A 13,952-nucleotide genomic window follows, 5' to 3' on the forward strand; every position below is an offset into this window, starting at 1 on the left:
TCGACATGACGTTCTTTCTTAGCTACTCCTCCCCTTCCGGCTCCTTGCCCAGATCATCCAAAGCCATTTTGATCAGGTCGTTTTCGTAGCCTTTCACCGTCAGGAACATCGTGAGCTTCTGGCGGCGCAGGCGCTGGTTGCCTTCCTTCTCGACGCGGTTACGCTTTTCCAGGGTATCCACTAGGTTCTGGTAGTATACGTCGCCGTCGATTTCCTTCAGGCCGGCCTTAATGCAGTAGTCGGACAGGCCTTTCTGCTTGAGCTCCTGGGTGATGCGGCGGCGGCCCCACTTCTTGATGCCGACTTTGCCGCGCACGAAGGACTTGGCGAAGCGCTCCTCGTCGAGCAGCTTTTCCCGGCTCAGGCGGATGACGATTTCGCCGGCTTCGTCCTCGTTCAGGCCGTATTCGCGCAGCTTGGCCTCTACTTCCTTGGTCGTGCGCTCCTGGTAGGCGCAGTAAGCCGCAATTTTGGGCAGGGCCTCGCCGGGGGTGTAAAACTTCTTCTTAGGTTGCTCTGAATACATAGTCGGTGGGCGGCGCGGGGTGCGAATGGCCGGTTTGGTACAACGCGCGGCCGGCGTTTGTCGTTCGGCTGCAAGCTACCGTTTCTCATCTTTGCCGCGTGGAAGAAAACCGTCGGGCCCTGCGCTTTTTGTTTACCGCCAACGCCATTTCGGGCTTTGCGCAGGGCATTTCTATGCTGGCCGTGCCCTGGTACTTTGCCCGGCAGGGCGCGTCGGGCACCTTCAACCTGGTGTACGCCCTGGTCACGTTTGTCTCCCTGTTCTGGGGCATGTACGCCGGGGCCCTGGTCGATAGGTTCGATCGGAAGCGGGTGTTTCTGGTCACCAACATCGTGGAGGGCGCTATTCTGCTGGGCGTGGCCGCCTACGGGTTCTGGCACGGCTCCCTGCCGATGGCCGGCATTCTGCTGGCCTTCACCACCACCGTGTTTGGCTACGGCATTCATTACCCCAACCTCTACGCCTTCGCCCAGGAAATCAGCCGGCCCGAGGACTACGGGCGCATCACGTCCACCATCGAAATCGTGGGGCAGGCTACGTCGGTGGTGAGCGGGGCCCTGGCCGCGCTGCTGCTGGAGGGCCTGCCGCTGGGCGGGCAGTACCAGCTGCTGGGCACCACCCTCACGCTGCCATTTGCGGTGCGGGCCTGGCCCATGCACCAGATTTTCCTGCTCGACGGGCTGACCTACGTGGTGGCCGTGGTACTCATTGCCGGCATTCGGCACACGCCCGTGCTGGCGGCGCAGGTGGAGCTGGGCACGCTCTGGAAGCGGCTGCGCACGGGCATCACCTACCTGCGGGAGCACCGCACCATCTGGCTGTTCGGGCTGTTTTCCTTCTCGGTGTTCGTGGGTTTGCTCGTCGAGCTGAACGCCCTGATGCCGATGTACATTCACAACCACCTGCAAGCCGGGGCCGGGGCTTTCGGGGCGGCCGAGGTAACCTACGCCCTGGGCGCGCTGAGTGCGGGCCTGTTTGTGCAGCGCGTGTTTCTGCGGCAGCCGCCGGTGCGCTCCATCATCGTGCTGATGCTGGTGGCGGGGTTGGGCTTTGGCGGGGCGGCGGCTACCCGCTCGGTGGGGCTGTTCCTGGCTTTTCACCTGGTGCTGGGCTTTACCAACGCCGGGACGCGCATTCTGCGGGTCAGCTACCTGTTTGCCCACGTTCCGAATGAAGTCAGCGGGCGGGTGAACAGTATTTTCAACGTGGCCAACGTGCTGCTGCGCACCGGCTTTATTCTGCTCTTTACCCTGCCCCTTTTCACGCGCGGCACCAACGTGGTGTGGGGCTACGCGGCCCTGGGAGCCTTCATCGTGGCTTCGGCGCTGGTGCTGGCAGCACGCTACCAGGAGCTGGCCAACCCCGTGCCCACGCCCACTGCTACCGGGGCCTAAGCCAAACCACGCCTAGCTTTGTTCTGCCCGTACCGCCGCCCGCGCCGGGCTGGCGGCCCCTACCTTTTCTGCCCATGCCCCTGACCCAAGGAGCCCGCTACATGCTGCTGTCCACGGCGCTTTTCGCCCTGATGAACGTGTGCGTGAAGCTGCTCAGCCACCTGCCGCCCCTGGAAATCATTCTGTTCCGCTCCATCCTGTCGGTGCTGCTGAGCTACGCCATGCTGCGGGCCCTGCGCATCCGGCCCTGGGGCTCCAACCACTTCTACCTCGTGGCCCGGGGCATCACGGGCGTGTTGTCACTGATTCTCTACTACTTCACGCTCCAGAAAATGCCTCTGGCCACGGCCGTCACCATTCAGTACCTGGCCCCGATTTTCACGGCTATTCTGGGGATTTTCATCGTGAAGGAAAGCGTGCGGCCCTGGCAGTGGGTATTCTTCCTGCTGTCGTTTCTGGGCGTGCTGGTGGTGGAGGGCGTCGATACCCGGGCCGACCCGCTGTACCTGGCGCTGGGCGTGGCCTCGGCGCTGTTTGCGGGCTTTTCCTACAACTCCATCCGCAAGCTCAAAGGCAAGGAAAACCCGCTGGTGGTCGTGTTCTACATGCCGCTGGTGGCGTTGCCTATTGCCGCCGGCTACTGCCTGCTGGAGTGGGTGCCGCCCCACGGCACCGACTGGCTCTGGCTCGGGCTCACCGGCCTGTTTACCCAGGGCGCCCAGCTGGCCATGACCAAAGCCTACCAGGCCGAGAAGCTCTCGAGCGTGGCCAACCTCAACTACCTGGGCATTCTGTACGCCGTAGGCTTAGGCCTGCTGTTCTTCAACGAATCTTTCCCGGTGGTGTCCTATCTGGGCATGGCGCTGGTGCTGGTGGGCGTGGTGCTGAACACCTGGTACACGGGCCGGCAAGCCAAGGCCGCGGCCCTGGCGCCGACCGAAGAGGTGGTGGCCTGAGCCAGACGACACCTGGAAGACTTTCAACTGAGCCGCCGTGCTCTGTGAAGGATAAGGCTATTATCGGCAAAAGGACGCGCCTCTGAGTCGGCCTTTTTTTGAGGGCTGCTCTGCTTGATTTAGCGCTTATCTTACTAGTAGCCAATGTCAAACATATGAAATTGCCTATGTAGGCAACCTTTGCCCGGGGTATTTCATCTACCTTCACATCCCTATCACCAGTTCGCCCAATGCGCCGTTATTTACTGTTTCTAAGTTTCGTTTTGACCGCCGCCGCCGCCCAGGCCGGTATCGTGCGGGGCCTGATAACCGACCCCAAGGGCGAGGCGCTGGCTTTCGCCAACGTGGCCGTGCGGGGTTCGGCCACCAGTACCGCCTCCAACGACCAGGGCCGCTACCAGCTGCGCCTGGAGGCCGGCCGCTACGAAATCGTGTTTCAGTACGTGGGCTTCAAGCCCCGGCTAGAAACCCTGACGGTAGCCGGCGGCGACACGGCCGTGACCCTGAACGTGACGCTCACGCCCGAAAACTACAACCTGGGCGAGGTGCTCATCCGGGCCAGCGACCGGGACCCGGCCTACGCCATCGTGCAGCACGCCATCGACTGGCGCAAGTACCACCGGGCCGAGGTGGCGGCTTTCACGGCCCGCATGTACATCAAGTCCATCATCCGGCTGACCGACGTGCCCAACAAGATTCTGGGGTTGATGAAAGTGGGCCCCGACCTGAAGCCCGGCGTGGTGTATCTGTCGGAGTCGTTGTCGGATATGACGTTTCGCCAGCCCAACAAGATTCAGGAGCGCATGATTTCGTCGCGGGTGAGCGGCAGCAGCAAGGGCTTCAGCTTCAACCGGGCCTCCAAGAACTTCAACTTCTACGACAACCTGCTGCAGTCGGGCTTTTCGGAGCGGGGCTTCGTGTCGCCGGTGGCCCAGAACGCCATGCAGTTTTACCGCTACGAGCTGGTGGGCACCTCCCAGCAGAACGGCGTGACCATCAACAAAATCCGGGTGACGCCCCGCCACCGCATCGACCCGGCGTTTACGGGCTTCATCTACATTGCCGAGGACGGCACCTGGCGCCTGCACAGCCTCGACCTGAGCCTGGACTCCAACGCGGGCATCGAGTACGTGGATAAGCTGCGGGTGGAAATCCTCTACGCCCCAGCCCCCGGCCACCCCCAGGCTTGGATTATTCAGTCGCAGAAAGTGAGCCTGAGTGCCGGCGGCCTGGGCTTCAAGGGCAACGGCAGCATCAACGCGGTGCTGTCGAACTACCGCGTGACGCCGACTTACCCCAACCCGCCCGCCATAGCGGCCACGCCCCCACCCGCCGCCGAGCCGGCCCACCGCGAAACCGTGGCCGAAGCCAAGCAGCAGCGGCCCCAGCTGCGCGGCCTCACCCGCACCATCCGCCGCGACGCCCGCGCCAAGGCCCAGGAGGAAATTCCGCTGCCCGAGGGCGGCATTGCTTTCGAGCCGATGGCCAAAGGCCAGGTCATGCTGATTGAAAAGGGCGCCAACGAGCGGGGCATGGCCTACTGGGACTCCATCCGCCCCATCCCGCTCAGCGAGGAAGAGGTGAAGGATTATCGGGTGAAGGACAGCGTGGAAGTCATTCAGAAGTCGAAGCCCTACCAGGATTCGATGGACCGGATCCGCAACAAGCCCGACTTTACCAGCCTGCTGCTGGGGGGCTACACCTACAGCAACACTTTCCGCCGCCGCTATATCTCCGTCGAGTCGCCGACCGACAAGATGGTGTATAACACGGTGGAAGGCGTGGTTATCAACCTCAACGCCACCCTGACCCAAACCTACGAGGACCGGCGCGCCTACTCCCTGGAGCCGGCGCTGCGCTACGGCTTTTCGAGCCGGCAGTTCAGCCCCAGCCTGCGGGGCAGCTACACGTTCCGGCCCGAGTCGTTCAGCCGCGTCGGGTTTGCCGTGGGCCGCACCATCCTCGACTTCGACCCCTACAACAACCTGCCGCACGTTCCCTTCAACTCGCCCCTCATCAACACCACCTACACCCTGCTCTCCAACCGCAACTACTACAAATATTACCAGCACGACGGGGCCGAGCTGAACTACCGCATGGAGGTCGTCAATGGGCTGTCGATGAGCGTGGCGGCGGCCTACGCCGACCGGCGCGAGCTGTACAACACCACCATTGAGCTGCTGCGCGACGTGCTGGGCCGGGCCTTTACGCCCAACCAGCCGGTAGCCGCCGAGCTGCCCCAGGGCACCGGCTTCGGCCGCAGCCAGGCCCTGACCTTCGACCTGAGCCTGAACTGGCAGCCGGGCCAGAAGTACGTTACCCGCCCCGACGGCAAGTTCAACCTCTATAGCTCCCGCTACCCGCGCCTATCGTTGGGCCTGCGCCAGGGGGTGCGCGGCGTGTTGGGCTCCGACGTGCGCTTCACGCGCCTGGAGCTGGGCGTGCGCAAGGAAATCGGCTTCGGGCTTTTTGGCGAAACCCGCTTCAGCGCCACGGCCGGCTCCTACCTGGGCACGCCCGAGCTGACGTTCATCGACTTCCGCCACTTCGCCGGCAACCGCACCGCCCTCGCCATCAGCTTCGAGCAGCAGTTTCAGCTGCTCGACTACTACCGCTACAGCACCGCCGACCGGTACCTGATTGGCCATTTCAGCCACCACTTCAACGGGTTCTTCTTCAATAAAGTCCCGCTGCTGCGCCGGCTCAAGTGGCAGGAAGTAGCCACCCTGAACTACCTCTACACGCCCGCCGCCGGCCACTACGCCGAGCTGGGCGTGGGGGTAGAGCACATTCTCAAGGCCGTGCGCGTCGACTTCTTCACGGGGCTGCAGTCGGCGCGCCGCCTGGATTCGGGCATCCGCATCGGTATCGGCATCTAAGCACTATCCCAGTGAACATAAAAAGGCCCGCTGTAGCGCTACAGCGGGCCTTTTTGCATCTATATCGTTGAGCAAGAAGCCTTATTTCACTTCCTCGAAGTCGACGTACTCACCGCCCCGGAACTCCTGGTTCTTGCCTTTCTGCGGCTTGGGCGGCACAAAATCGACCTGCACGTTGCCGCTGCCGGGGGCCGGGTTGCGGGGCTGGGGCGGCGGGGTGCCAAACGCCGCCTCGAACGGCGAGCCGCCGCCAAACTGCTGGCCGTAGCGCCGGGCCTGCTTCTGCACGAACCGGCCCACGAAAAAGCGTAGCAGCACCGGCAGGATAAAGCGCACGGCAAAGGAGAGAACAAGGAAAATAAGCAGAAACTTGATGATCATCAGGCTTAGGCAGTAGCGGTGGGTTGAAAGTAAAAGTCGGCTGTCACGGGGCTGCGCAGCTGCTCGTCGGAGCAGGGCACAAGCTCCAAACGCTCGGACAGCACAAATGGTTTATAGCCCAGCCCGGCCAGGATGCGGACCACCGTCTGGCGGTTTTCCAGGCCGTTGAGCTCGGTTTGAATCAGGGGACGGAAGCGGCGCAGCGTGGCCTGCATGTTGCGAAACACCTCCGACTCAAAGCCCTCCACGTCGCACTTCACGAAGTCGAGGCGGGGCAGGTCGGCCAGCAGCTCATCTGGTACGCGCATGGGCACTTCGTAGGTGCGGGCGTAGGTTTCGGCCGTATTGCTGGCCGCTACTTTGGTCATGCCGTGGTGAAGCAGGCCGTTGCGCTCGGGCGTGCCCATGCGCACGGTCATGTTTTCGCCGCCCAGGGCGTAGGGCAGCAGCGTCACGTTGTCGTGGCCGCTCAGGCGCACGTTGTCGCGCCAGATTTCCTGAAACAGCGGAATCGGCTCGACGGCCAGCACCCGGCCCTGGGGCCCGCTCAGCCGCGACAATGCCACGGAGTAATAGCCCAGGTTGGCGCCAATATCCAGGCACACGAAGCCGGGCTTGATAATCTGCTCCAGGAAAAACAGCTCCGGGTACTTCTCCTTGCCCCAGCCCGCGCCTACCAGCCGCAGATACACGCGGCTCACCAGGCGGATGTACCGCTCGAAGCCCAGGGCCCGAACCAGAAGTTTACGGAGTTCTTTCATCAGGCTGCAAAGATGCGGCAAAGCACGGAATTACTCCTCCAGCGGCGCCGGGGCCGCGTACCGCCGCTGATTCAGCCACACGGCCAGCACGCCCACCGCCCAACTCAGCACGGCCCCGCCCAGCAAAGAGGTCCAATACGAGCCGGGGTTGGCCAGCTGGTCGCCCGGTCCCAGCATCATCAGCACCGAGACAATGCTGAAAACCAAGCCAAAGCCGGCTTCCAGGGCCGGGGCCAGCAGCCGGGGGCGCATGGCCTGCCAACCCAGCTGCCACTGGCGCTGCACCTGTTCGAGCACCAGCCACCAGCAGGCGAAGGATAGCAGCAGACTCAGGCCCCACCCCAGCCAGGAAATTCCGCCGCTGGTGTAAGTTCCCTGGCCAACGACGGACCACATCAGCTGCTGGACCACGGGGTTTATCAATAGCTGGGCTCCGAACACGGCGACGCTCACCCACACCAGCTGCCGCAGGGGCTTTTGCTCTTCCCGCGCCCACGTAACCCCGCCCAGCCACAGGGCCAGCGGCACCGCCACGCTCAGAAAAGGATTGATGCCCAGAAAAATCGGGTCGAGGGCAGAGCGGCTGAACACCTGCTCCCAGAGCATTCCCAGCACGATATTCAGGCCCGCCACCACGTAGTTGAGCACCCGCAACGCCCGCGACTGGGGCCGCGCATAGGCTAGTACCGTCAGCACTACGCCCGTCAGGGCAATACCGGCCACGGCCGCCAGCAGCTCCAGCATCAGCATGGCCCCGTCCAGCGCGTCGGCCCGGGTCAGCAGGGGCATCAGCAGCAGAAATAACAGCAGCCCCAAGCGGCGCACGGAGGACGAAGAAACCAGCATAGCCGCTAAAGTAACGGTTCCGCGCTATTACTTCCGACGGCTTTTGCTCCACAGTCGCGAGGCCCCGGCGGCGGCCAGGCCGCCCAGCAGGTACCAGGCCACCGTCATCAGCTGCGTTTGACGGGTGCGGTTGCTGGGCGCTTCGCCCAGGCCCATCGGGCCCGGCAGCACCACGCCGCCCACGCCGGCGGCCAGACCCAGCAGCGCCCCGCGCCGCCAGGCTTTCCGGCCCCGGCCCACCAGGCTGTAGTAAAGGCCGTTGGAAAGGATATCCCCCGCCATCGTAAGGGTGAATAAGGTGGGTACGTCAGGTTGGGAGGCGTGAGCTTTGCCCAGCAGCTTGCGCAGCCCGCGCATGCCCAGCACATCCATACGGGGCGCGTCGGGCGTGAGGCGGCGGGCAGTTTCGTGAATAGCCGTCAGGACCAGGGCCCCGGCCAGGCCACTGCCCAGGGCTTGCGGAAGCGCGGAAGGTTTGTTGGATTTCATACCGGATAGAAAGGTGGTAAACAGCGACTAAGCACCTCGATAGGAGGTCATCTTTGGCTAACGCTACTACTTCGGGTGGGGTTTTGGCCAAAAAATCGGCCGCAACTCGTAAAAATTTACGGCTACCTCTTGCGCCTTGTTCCCCGGGCTGCCTATCTTTGCCACCCCAACCCCCACTGCGGGATGCGGAAAATGCCTCTTTAGCTCAGTTGGTAGAGCAGCTCATTCGTAATGAGCAGGTCGTTGGTTCGAGTCCAATAAGAGGCTCACAAACACAAAAGCCCGTCAGGCTGCTTCGGCACCCGACGGGCTTTTGGCGTTTTCAGCCTTGGCGGGCCTTACCGGGGCTGCCAGCTCATGCTCAGCCCCGCCCCGCCCCCGGGCTGCCAGGTAGGTGCCAGGTACAGATTGTCGTTTCGGCTGGGCTTACGCCCCCAGCGGTTGCGGTGGCTCAGGTAAGCCACGTGAGCCGACAAAATGCCGAAGCCCGCCCCAGCCAGCACGTCCGATTCCCAGTGCTTGTTATTCAGCATCCGGAGCGCCCCCACGCTGGCCGCCACGGTGTAGGCCCCGATGCCATACCACTGGCTGCGGTGGCGCAGTTCGGCATGCACGATGCTGGCGGCCAGGAAGGCCTGGGCCGTGTGGCCCGAGGGAAACGAATTCTGGGCCGAGCCGTCGGGGCGCCACACCCGGGTGCTGTACTTCACCGTCGTCACGGCGGCGCACATCAACAGCTGCGCTTTGGCAATGACGAGCAGGGTGTTCGTGCGGTCATTACGCGAGTCGATGCCCAGCAAGGTAGCGGCCCCCAGCTCCAGGTAGGGCGCGTATTGCAGGTAATCGTCAATGTGGGTGCGAAAACCGGGTAGGTTTTCCCGCACTTCCGCCCGCATAGCCTCGTTGCTGACGGATGTATGGCTGTGCAGCGCCGCCACCCCGCAGCCAATCAGTACCAGGGGCACGGCACTGGCCCTCACCAGATTGCGCTGGTACCAGGCTTTGGAAAGCTGATGCCCTGGCGGCGTTTCGTATTTGTGCAGGGTATCGGTGAAGGCCGCCAGGGGAGTCTGGGCGCAGCCAATAGAAAACGACTCTACAACTAACAGAATAGCGAAGAGGAGGCGAACAAACAGAAACTGCATGAAAAGTAGAAGTGCTTCGGAATACGCGGCGGTTTAAGGGAAAGTAATGGGCAATTTCTGTAGAAAACCTGAAGTTGAAAACGCCTCGTAGCGCTTGGCTCACAATCTTAGCCCAACAGGCTTAATTACTTAGACGAATAAGCCGATTTGGCGGCAAACAAAAAAGGCCAGGAGCGGTTGCTCCTGGCCTTTTCTACTGCAAGCTTCCCGTTTTAGAGGTTGCCGCTGTAGTCATCATCGCCGAGGCTCGACGAGTTGCTGGTGTTGGCACTGCCGCTGCGGTAGCCCGAGGTGCTGTCCTTACCCGAGGCCGAGCCGTAGCTGGCGCTGGAGCCGTAGTCGTAACGGTCGGAGCGGCTTTCGGGGGTGCGGCTGCTCGAACCGTAGTTCGAGGTGTGGTCTTTTTGGCCGGAGGCGTACGATTTGCCGGAGCCGTAATCGGTACCCGACGATTTGGAGCGGTAGCCGCTGCGGCTCTGGCTCTGCGACTTCGAGGAGCTTCCCCGCATCGACAGCCAGCCGATACCGCCCAGCAGCAGGGCGCCGCCCACTACTTTCTGGGTGGTGCTGAGCTTGTTTACCTGATCCAGGGCTTTGGTGCCCAAATCTTTCACCGACTGCGGAATTTCTTTGCTGCCATCCAGCCACGACGACAGGCTGGTCCACGACTGGCCGCTGCTCTGCTGCTTGTCCTGGCCATACTGGTTACCACTTGGGGTGCGGTCCTGGTCTTGGCTATGCGACTGGGCGCCCATGCTGGCGCTGGTGCGGTTCTCAGTCGAGGCCGCCTCCGAGGTGGCCGTCCGGGAGTTTGCCGAGCCGCTGGAGGTGCTGGTTGAGGCCGAGGTATTCGGAGCGCCCGAGGCACCTTGCGAAGCCGGGGAAGGAGTAGTTGAAGCCGATTGGGCGGAAGTGCTGGAGTTCTTATTGGAGCCGGCGTTGGGCTGATTTTGCTTGTTTTCCATGACGAATATGTGGGTTAGTACGGAAAAAGAAGGGTGCTGGCAGTCAAGCCAGGCGTGTCTCTATTCGTAAACCAAGGCGCGGGGGTTTCATAAAAAACCTCTTTTTATTCCTAATCAGGCGGCAACTTTTCCCGCAGGCAGTCAGTACGGTAAGGCTCACAGCCCCACGGCTCAGCTGGCGTTTGGCGCGGCGGCCGGGGCCTTACTTGAGTTGGTTTGATAATGGAAAAGCGTTTTCAGGATAAAGTATGCTTCGTAACGGGGGCCACTTCCGGCATCGGCCGGGCTGCGGCCCTGCAGCTGGCGCGCGAAGGCGGCAAAGTAGCCGTGCTGGGGCGCAATGCCGAAGAAGGCCGCGAGGTCGTCAGCCAGATCAAGGCCGAGCAGGGCGAGGCCATCTTTATCCGCACCGACGTGGGCAAGGACGCCCAGCTGCGCCGAGCCGTCGAGCGGACCCTGGCCACTTGGCAGCGCATCGACGTGCTGATCAACGACGCGGCCATGATGACCTTCGACCCCATTCTCAAGCTCGACCCCAAGCAGTGGGATACGCTGATGACGGTGAACGTGCGCGCCTTTTTCCGGCTGTGCCAGCTGTGTCTGCCGCACATGCAGGGCGGCAGCATCGTGGTCATCAGCTCGGTGCACGCCCACCAGACCACGCCCAACGTGGTGCCCTACGCGGCCAGCAAAGGCGCCATCGAAGCCTTCGTGCGCGGCCTGAGCCTGGAAATTCCGCATACCCAGGCCCGCATCAACGCCATTGCCCCCGGCGCCGTCGATACGCCCATGCTCTGGAGCAACCCCAACGTGAAAAGCGGCAAGGAGAAAATCACCGGCCAGGTCGGGACGCCCGAGGAGCTGGCCTCCGCCATCTGCTTTCTGGCCTCTTCGGAAGCCAACTTCATCAACGGCTCCACCCTAGCCGTCGACGGCGGCCGCCTGGCAGCGCTTTAACTAATGTGCTAATGTGGTTGAATGTGCTGATGTGCTAATGGGTTTTGAATGTGGGGAATGCGGGGAACGTGTCATGGCGAGCAACGCGAAGCAATCCGTGCTCTACGAAGGTAGTCACGCCCTTTCCCCACTGAGTCCTTTCCGCGGTCCGTTGTAGCGACGCGAATGTGTAGCTCTACTTGAAAAAGCCCTTTATCGAACCACCGATAAAGGGCTTTCTGGTAGAAGGCTGTTTGCAATTGGCAGAAGACGGGTTGCTTCAGCCTTTGGCCTCGCAATGACAATTCCCCACATTTAGCACATTCAAAACACATTAGCACCTGAGCACATTATTACCCCGCCTTGGGCGTTGGGTGCCGCGCTTCGGGGCCGGGCAGGGGCTGGCCGCGGGCATAGAGCACGGCATCCCGCTCCCCGGCCTCGCGGGCAGCCACTTCAAACGGGATGTTGTAGTAGCCGTGCCGGGCCCAGCCCACGAGGTAGCGCCAGAGAAATCCGAAGTAGCCGTACTGCTCAAACTGCCGCACGTGCTCCATCTCGTGCGCCACCCAATACGGGTCGCTGAGAAACTGCTCCCGGGTCGCGCCGCTCAGATGAATGCTGTGGCCCAGCACCATAGCCACACTGCCCGCGTGCAGCTTCAGACGGGCGATGCGCGCCAGCGGCGAATTCTCGATTATCCGGGAGGATTTCATGGAGCGGAAATACAGGGCGGAGTATACGCCGAATATTTCGGGGAAGTTGCAACAAGCTCAACCATTATTTCCATATTAAATTAAACTTTATAAAGAACTTTTGGCTGTTTAGGGGTAAAAACTAGGACGTTTAAAATTTTATGAACTAGCTTTAACAAATGGCCGGAATAGAAAGCATCTGTTTTTGACCATTCTAACCCTTGATTAGCATCTCTTTTTCGGTGGTTTAAGGACTCCAAACCTCACGAAAAAAACAAAGTGCTTCGGCCTCCCTGCCCCGCTCGGAACCGGAGATTTTGCCACCCTACGACGGACAATGAAAAACAGTATCCTGTATTGCCTCGCCGCTGCCTCGCTGGCCCTGTCTTTTTTCTTCGAATACGCTCCCGATTCCCCCAACACCGCCGGCCGGACCTATTCCGCCGCCACGGCCTCCCTCCTGCCCGACTTCTCGGGCGACAATGGCGACGACACGCATCCCGCCACCACCCGCGACTCGCTCGCCTACGGCTACTACTCCCAGACCCTGGGCCTGAAGCTGGACTACAACGAAGACCAGAACCTGCTCCGTACCGTCACCGACTGGATCGGCACTCCCTACCGCTACGGCAGCAACTCCAAGAAAGGCACCGACTGCTCGGGTTTCGTGACCCGGGTATTTAAAGAAGTATACGGCATCACGCTGCAGCGCAGCTCCCGCTCGATGTTCGAGAAGGTGAAGCGCGTGGGCAAAGACGAGATGCAGAGCGGCGACCTGGTATTCTTCCGCCGTGGCCCCGGTCAGCCCATCTACCACGTGGGTATCTACCTGCAGGATGGCAAGTTTGCCCACTCGGCCACCAACGGCGGCGTGATGATCAGCTCGCTGAACCAGCCCTATTATCACCGCAACTTTTACGCCGCCGGCCGCGTAGAAACCAACTAACCGGCCGCCGACCGTACTATATCCAAAAGCCTCGTTCCCCCGAACGGGGCTTTTGGCGTTTTGGGGCGGTAGTGGCCGGCCGGATAACCATTTCGGACCGATACAGTATAGGGCTAAGAAGGTAGATCCGGCGGCGTTGAAGCCGCCGTTTTGTAGCTTCGCCCCGATTTTACCAACCCTCTCCCCCATGGATAAGAACAACCCCAAAGGCGCAGATATTGCCGGTTCGCCGCTCTTCAAGAAGTTCGTTGGCAAAGCCGAAGAATACATCAAGAAGCCCACGCGCGTGAAGCAGCTGCTGAACGATGCCTACCAGAAGGCCAGCGAGAAAAACGACGTGGGCACCATGGCCCACGAAGCCTGGGAAAGCCTGCAGATCCTGTTTCGCCTGATTAAAACCTCGGTTTCCGGCGAGTACACCGGCCTGCCGACCCCCACGATTATTGCCGCCGTGGCCGTGGTTATCTACTTCCTGAGCCCGATTGACCTGATTCCGGACTTTATTCCGGTGCTGGGCCTGCTCGACGACGTGGCGCTGGTAGCCTGGTTTACCAGCACCCTGACCGGCGAGATGGACAAGTTCAAGGAGTGGGAACGGACCCGCCCGATTGTGGTGACGGAAGCCACGGACGTGAAGCCCGGCCCCGCCACGACCATGCATACTTCGGACGGCACGACGGCCAACTCCGGCCCCAAGCCCGAGCACTCGGTGCAGCAAACCTCCGATGCGGCCCTGATGGATAATCACGGTCAGGAAAGCTCGGAATCATCGAAGCGGGCCGGCAAAACCGACTTGGGCCAGTCGACCAACAGCCGCTTGTCGGATACCGACTCGGGTATTTCTTCGCCTGACAGCAGCAATCCTAATCCCAGCCTGACCGGCCCCACGGACCCGGCTCCGAAAACTGACGTGAAGCCCCACGCCGACGACATTGCCAACCGCGGTGACGGCAGCCGCAACGGCAACGACGGTGCTTTGGATACCGGCGGCAACGTGCGCTAAGCAAGCCGGCACCCGGCCATAAAAAAGGCT

Annotated in this window: 13 protein-coding genes, 1 tRNA gene and 1 pseudogene; 7 read left to right on the top strand and 8 right to left on the bottom strand. The window is 61.8% G+C overall.

Annotated elements, in window-relative coordinates; all coding sequences use genetic code 11:
• Window positions 1-22: 22 nt before the first annotated feature.
• Window positions 23-526, bottom strand: a complete 504-nt coding sequence (locus E5K00_RS20485; protein ID WP_135465181.1) for a regulatory protein RecX — start codon at window positions 524-526, stop codon at window positions 23-25.
• A 98-nt stretch (window positions 527-624) separates the two neighbouring features.
• On the opposite strand from E5K00_RS20485, the gene E5K00_RS20490 reads away from it, so the two are divergent.
• The 3 genes from E5K00_RS20490 (at window position 625) to E5K00_RS20500 (ending at window position 5,755) form a co-directional block, all read left to right on the top strand.
• Window positions 625-1,920, top strand: a complete 1,296-nt coding sequence (locus E5K00_RS20490) for an MFS transporter (protein WP_135465182.1) — start codon at window positions 625-627, stop codon at window positions 1,918-1,920.
• Between the two features lie 74 nt (window positions 1,921-1,994).
• Window positions 1,995-2,876 carry a DMT family transporter gene (locus E5K00_RS20495; protein WP_245328375.1) on the top strand — a complete coding sequence of 294 codons (882 nt, stop codon included), beginning with the start codon at window positions 1,995-1,997 and terminating at the stop codon, window positions 2,874-2,876.
• 230 nt (window positions 2,877-3,106) lie between these two features.
• A complete protein-coding gene (locus tag E5K00_RS20500) occupies window positions 3,107-5,755 on the top strand; it encodes a DUF5686 and carboxypeptidase regulatory-like domain-containing protein (protein WP_135465183.1) in 2,649 nt (882 codons plus the stop codon).
• 81 nt (window positions 5,756-5,836) lie between these two features.
• Here E5K00_RS20500 and E5K00_RS20505 read toward each other — a convergent pair whose 3' ends face one another.
• From E5K00_RS20505 to E5K00_RS20520, 4 genes are read right to left on the bottom strand one after another with little or no spacing between them, the layout of a single operon-like run.
• A complete protein-coding gene (locus E5K00_RS20505) occupies window positions 5,837-6,136 on the bottom strand; it encodes a DUF4834 family protein (protein ID WP_135465184.1) in 300 nt (99 codons plus the stop codon).
• 5 nt (window positions 6,137-6,141) lie between these two features.
• Complete coding sequence (locus E5K00_RS20510) at window positions 6,142-6,897, bottom strand: FkbM family methyltransferase (protein WP_135465185.1); 756 nt, start codon at window positions 6,895-6,897, stop codon at window positions 6,142-6,144.
• A 30-nt stretch (window positions 6,898-6,927) separates the two neighbouring features.
• The gene (locus E5K00_RS20515) at window positions 6,928-7,743 is read right to left on the bottom strand and encodes a hypothetical protein (protein WP_135465186.1); all 816 of its coding nucleotides are present in this window, start codon (window positions 7,741-7,743) and stop codon (window positions 6,928-6,930) included.
• A gap of 27 nt (window positions 7,744-7,770) precedes the next feature.
• Window positions 7,771-8,232: a hypothetical protein gene (locus tag E5K00_RS20520; protein WP_135465187.1), complete on the bottom strand. Its 462-nt coding sequence runs from the start codon at window positions 8,230-8,232 to the stop codon at window positions 7,771-7,773.
• Window positions 8,233-8,426: 194 nt separating this feature from the next.
• Here E5K00_RS20520 and E5K00_RS20525 point away from each other — a divergent pair.
• Window positions 8,427-8,499 (top strand) — tRNA-Thr (locus E5K00_RS20525).
• A 71-nt stretch (window positions 8,500-8,570) separates the two neighbouring features.
• Here the strand turns inward: E5K00_RS20525 and E5K00_RS20530 are convergent.
• Both E5K00_RS20530 and E5K00_RS20535 read right to left on the bottom strand, forming a co-directional pair.
• Window positions 8,571-9,377: a phosphatase PAP2 family protein gene (locus E5K00_RS20530; protein WP_135465188.1), complete on the bottom strand. Its 807-nt coding sequence runs from the start codon at window positions 9,375-9,377 to the stop codon at window positions 8,571-8,573.
• A 212-nt stretch (window positions 9,378-9,589) separates the two neighbouring features.
• Window positions 9,590-10,342: a hypothetical protein gene (locus E5K00_RS20535; protein ID WP_135465189.1), complete on the bottom strand. Its 753-nt coding sequence runs from the start codon at window positions 10,340-10,342 to the stop codon at window positions 9,590-9,592.
• 222 nt (window positions 10,343-10,564) lie between these two features.
• Between E5K00_RS20535 and E5K00_RS20540 the strand changes: the two genes are divergently transcribed.
• On the top strand, window positions 10,565-11,299 hold the full coding sequence (locus tag E5K00_RS20540; protein ID WP_135465190.1) for an SDR family NAD(P)-dependent oxidoreductase: 735 nt from the start codon (window positions 10,565-10,567) through the stop codon (window positions 11,297-11,299).
• Window positions 11,300-11,631: 332 nt separating this feature from the next.
• On the opposite strand, the gene E5K00_RS20545 is transcribed toward E5K00_RS20540, so the two are convergent.
• The gene (locus tag E5K00_RS20545) at window positions 11,632-11,994 is read right to left on the bottom strand and encodes a hypothetical protein (protein WP_135465191.1); all 363 of its coding nucleotides are present in this window, start codon (window positions 11,992-11,994) and stop codon (window positions 11,632-11,634) included.
• Between the two features lie 316 nt (window positions 11,995-12,310).
• On the opposite strand from E5K00_RS20545, the gene E5K00_RS20550 reads away from it, so the two are divergent.
• Together E5K00_RS20550 and E5K00_RS23230 are read left to right on the top strand one after the other, a co-directional pair.
• A complete protein-coding gene (locus tag E5K00_RS20550; RefSeq protein ID WP_135465192.1) occupies window positions 12,311-12,919 on the top strand; it encodes a C40 family peptidase in 609 nt (202 codons plus the stop codon).
• 346 nt (window positions 12,920-13,265) lie between these two features.
• Window positions 13,266-13,460: pseudogene (locus E5K00_RS23230) on the top strand (YkvA family protein); the annotation flags it as partial.
• Between the last annotated feature and the right edge of the window lie 492 nt (window positions 13,461-13,952).

The sequence above is a fragment of the Hymenobacter aquaticus genome, from assembly GCF_004765605.1.
In the GTDB taxonomy this organism is placed as follows: domain Bacteria; phylum Bacteroidota; class Bacteroidia; order Cytophagales; family Hymenobacteraceae; genus Hymenobacter; species Hymenobacter aquaticus.

Coding starts and splice junctions, on each gene's coding strand:
- E5K00_RS20500 (WP_135465183.1), top strand. CDS start 3,107: ATGCGCCGTTATTTACTGTTTCTAAGTTTCGTTTTGACCGCCGCCGCC.
- E5K00_RS20495 (WP_245328375.1), top strand. CDS start 1,995: ATGCCCCTGACCCAAGGAGCCCGCTACATGCTGCTGTCCACGGCGCTT.
- E5K00_RS20520 (WP_135465187.1), bottom strand. CDS start 8,232: ATGAAATCCAACAAACCTTCCGCGCTTCCGCAAGCCCTGGGCAGTGGC.
- E5K00_RS20530 (WP_135465188.1), bottom strand. CDS start 9,377: ATGCAGTTTCTGTTTGTTCGCCTCCTCTTCGCTATTCTGTTAGTTGTA.
- E5K00_RS20485 (WP_135465181.1), bottom strand. CDS start 526: ATGTATTCAGAGCAACCTAAGAAGAAGTTTTACACCCCCGGCGAGGCC.
- E5K00_RS20540 (WP_135465190.1), top strand. CDS start 10,565: ATGGAAAAGCGTTTTCAGGATAAAGTATGCTTCGTAACGGGGGCCACT.
- E5K00_RS20550 (WP_135465192.1), top strand. CDS start 12,311: ATGAAAAACAGTATCCTGTATTGCCTCGCCGCTGCCTCGCTGGCCCTG.
- E5K00_RS20545 (WP_135465191.1), bottom strand. CDS start 11,994: ATGAAATCCTCCCGGATAATCGAGAATTCGCCGCTGGCGCGCATCGCC.
- E5K00_RS20515 (WP_135465186.1), bottom strand. CDS start 7,743: ATGCTGGTTTCTTCGTCCTCCGTGCGCCGCTTGGGGCTGCTGTTATTT.
- E5K00_RS20505 (WP_135465184.1), bottom strand. CDS start 6,136: ATGATCATCAAGTTTCTGCTTATTTTCCTTGTTCTCTCCTTTGCCGTG.
- E5K00_RS20510 (WP_135465185.1), bottom strand. CDS start 6,897: ATGAAAGAACTCCGTAAACTTCTGGTTCGGGCCCTGGGCTTCGAGCGG.
- E5K00_RS20535 (WP_135465189.1), bottom strand. CDS start 10,342: ATGGAAAACAAGCAAAATCAGCCCAACGCCGGCTCCAATAAGAACTCC.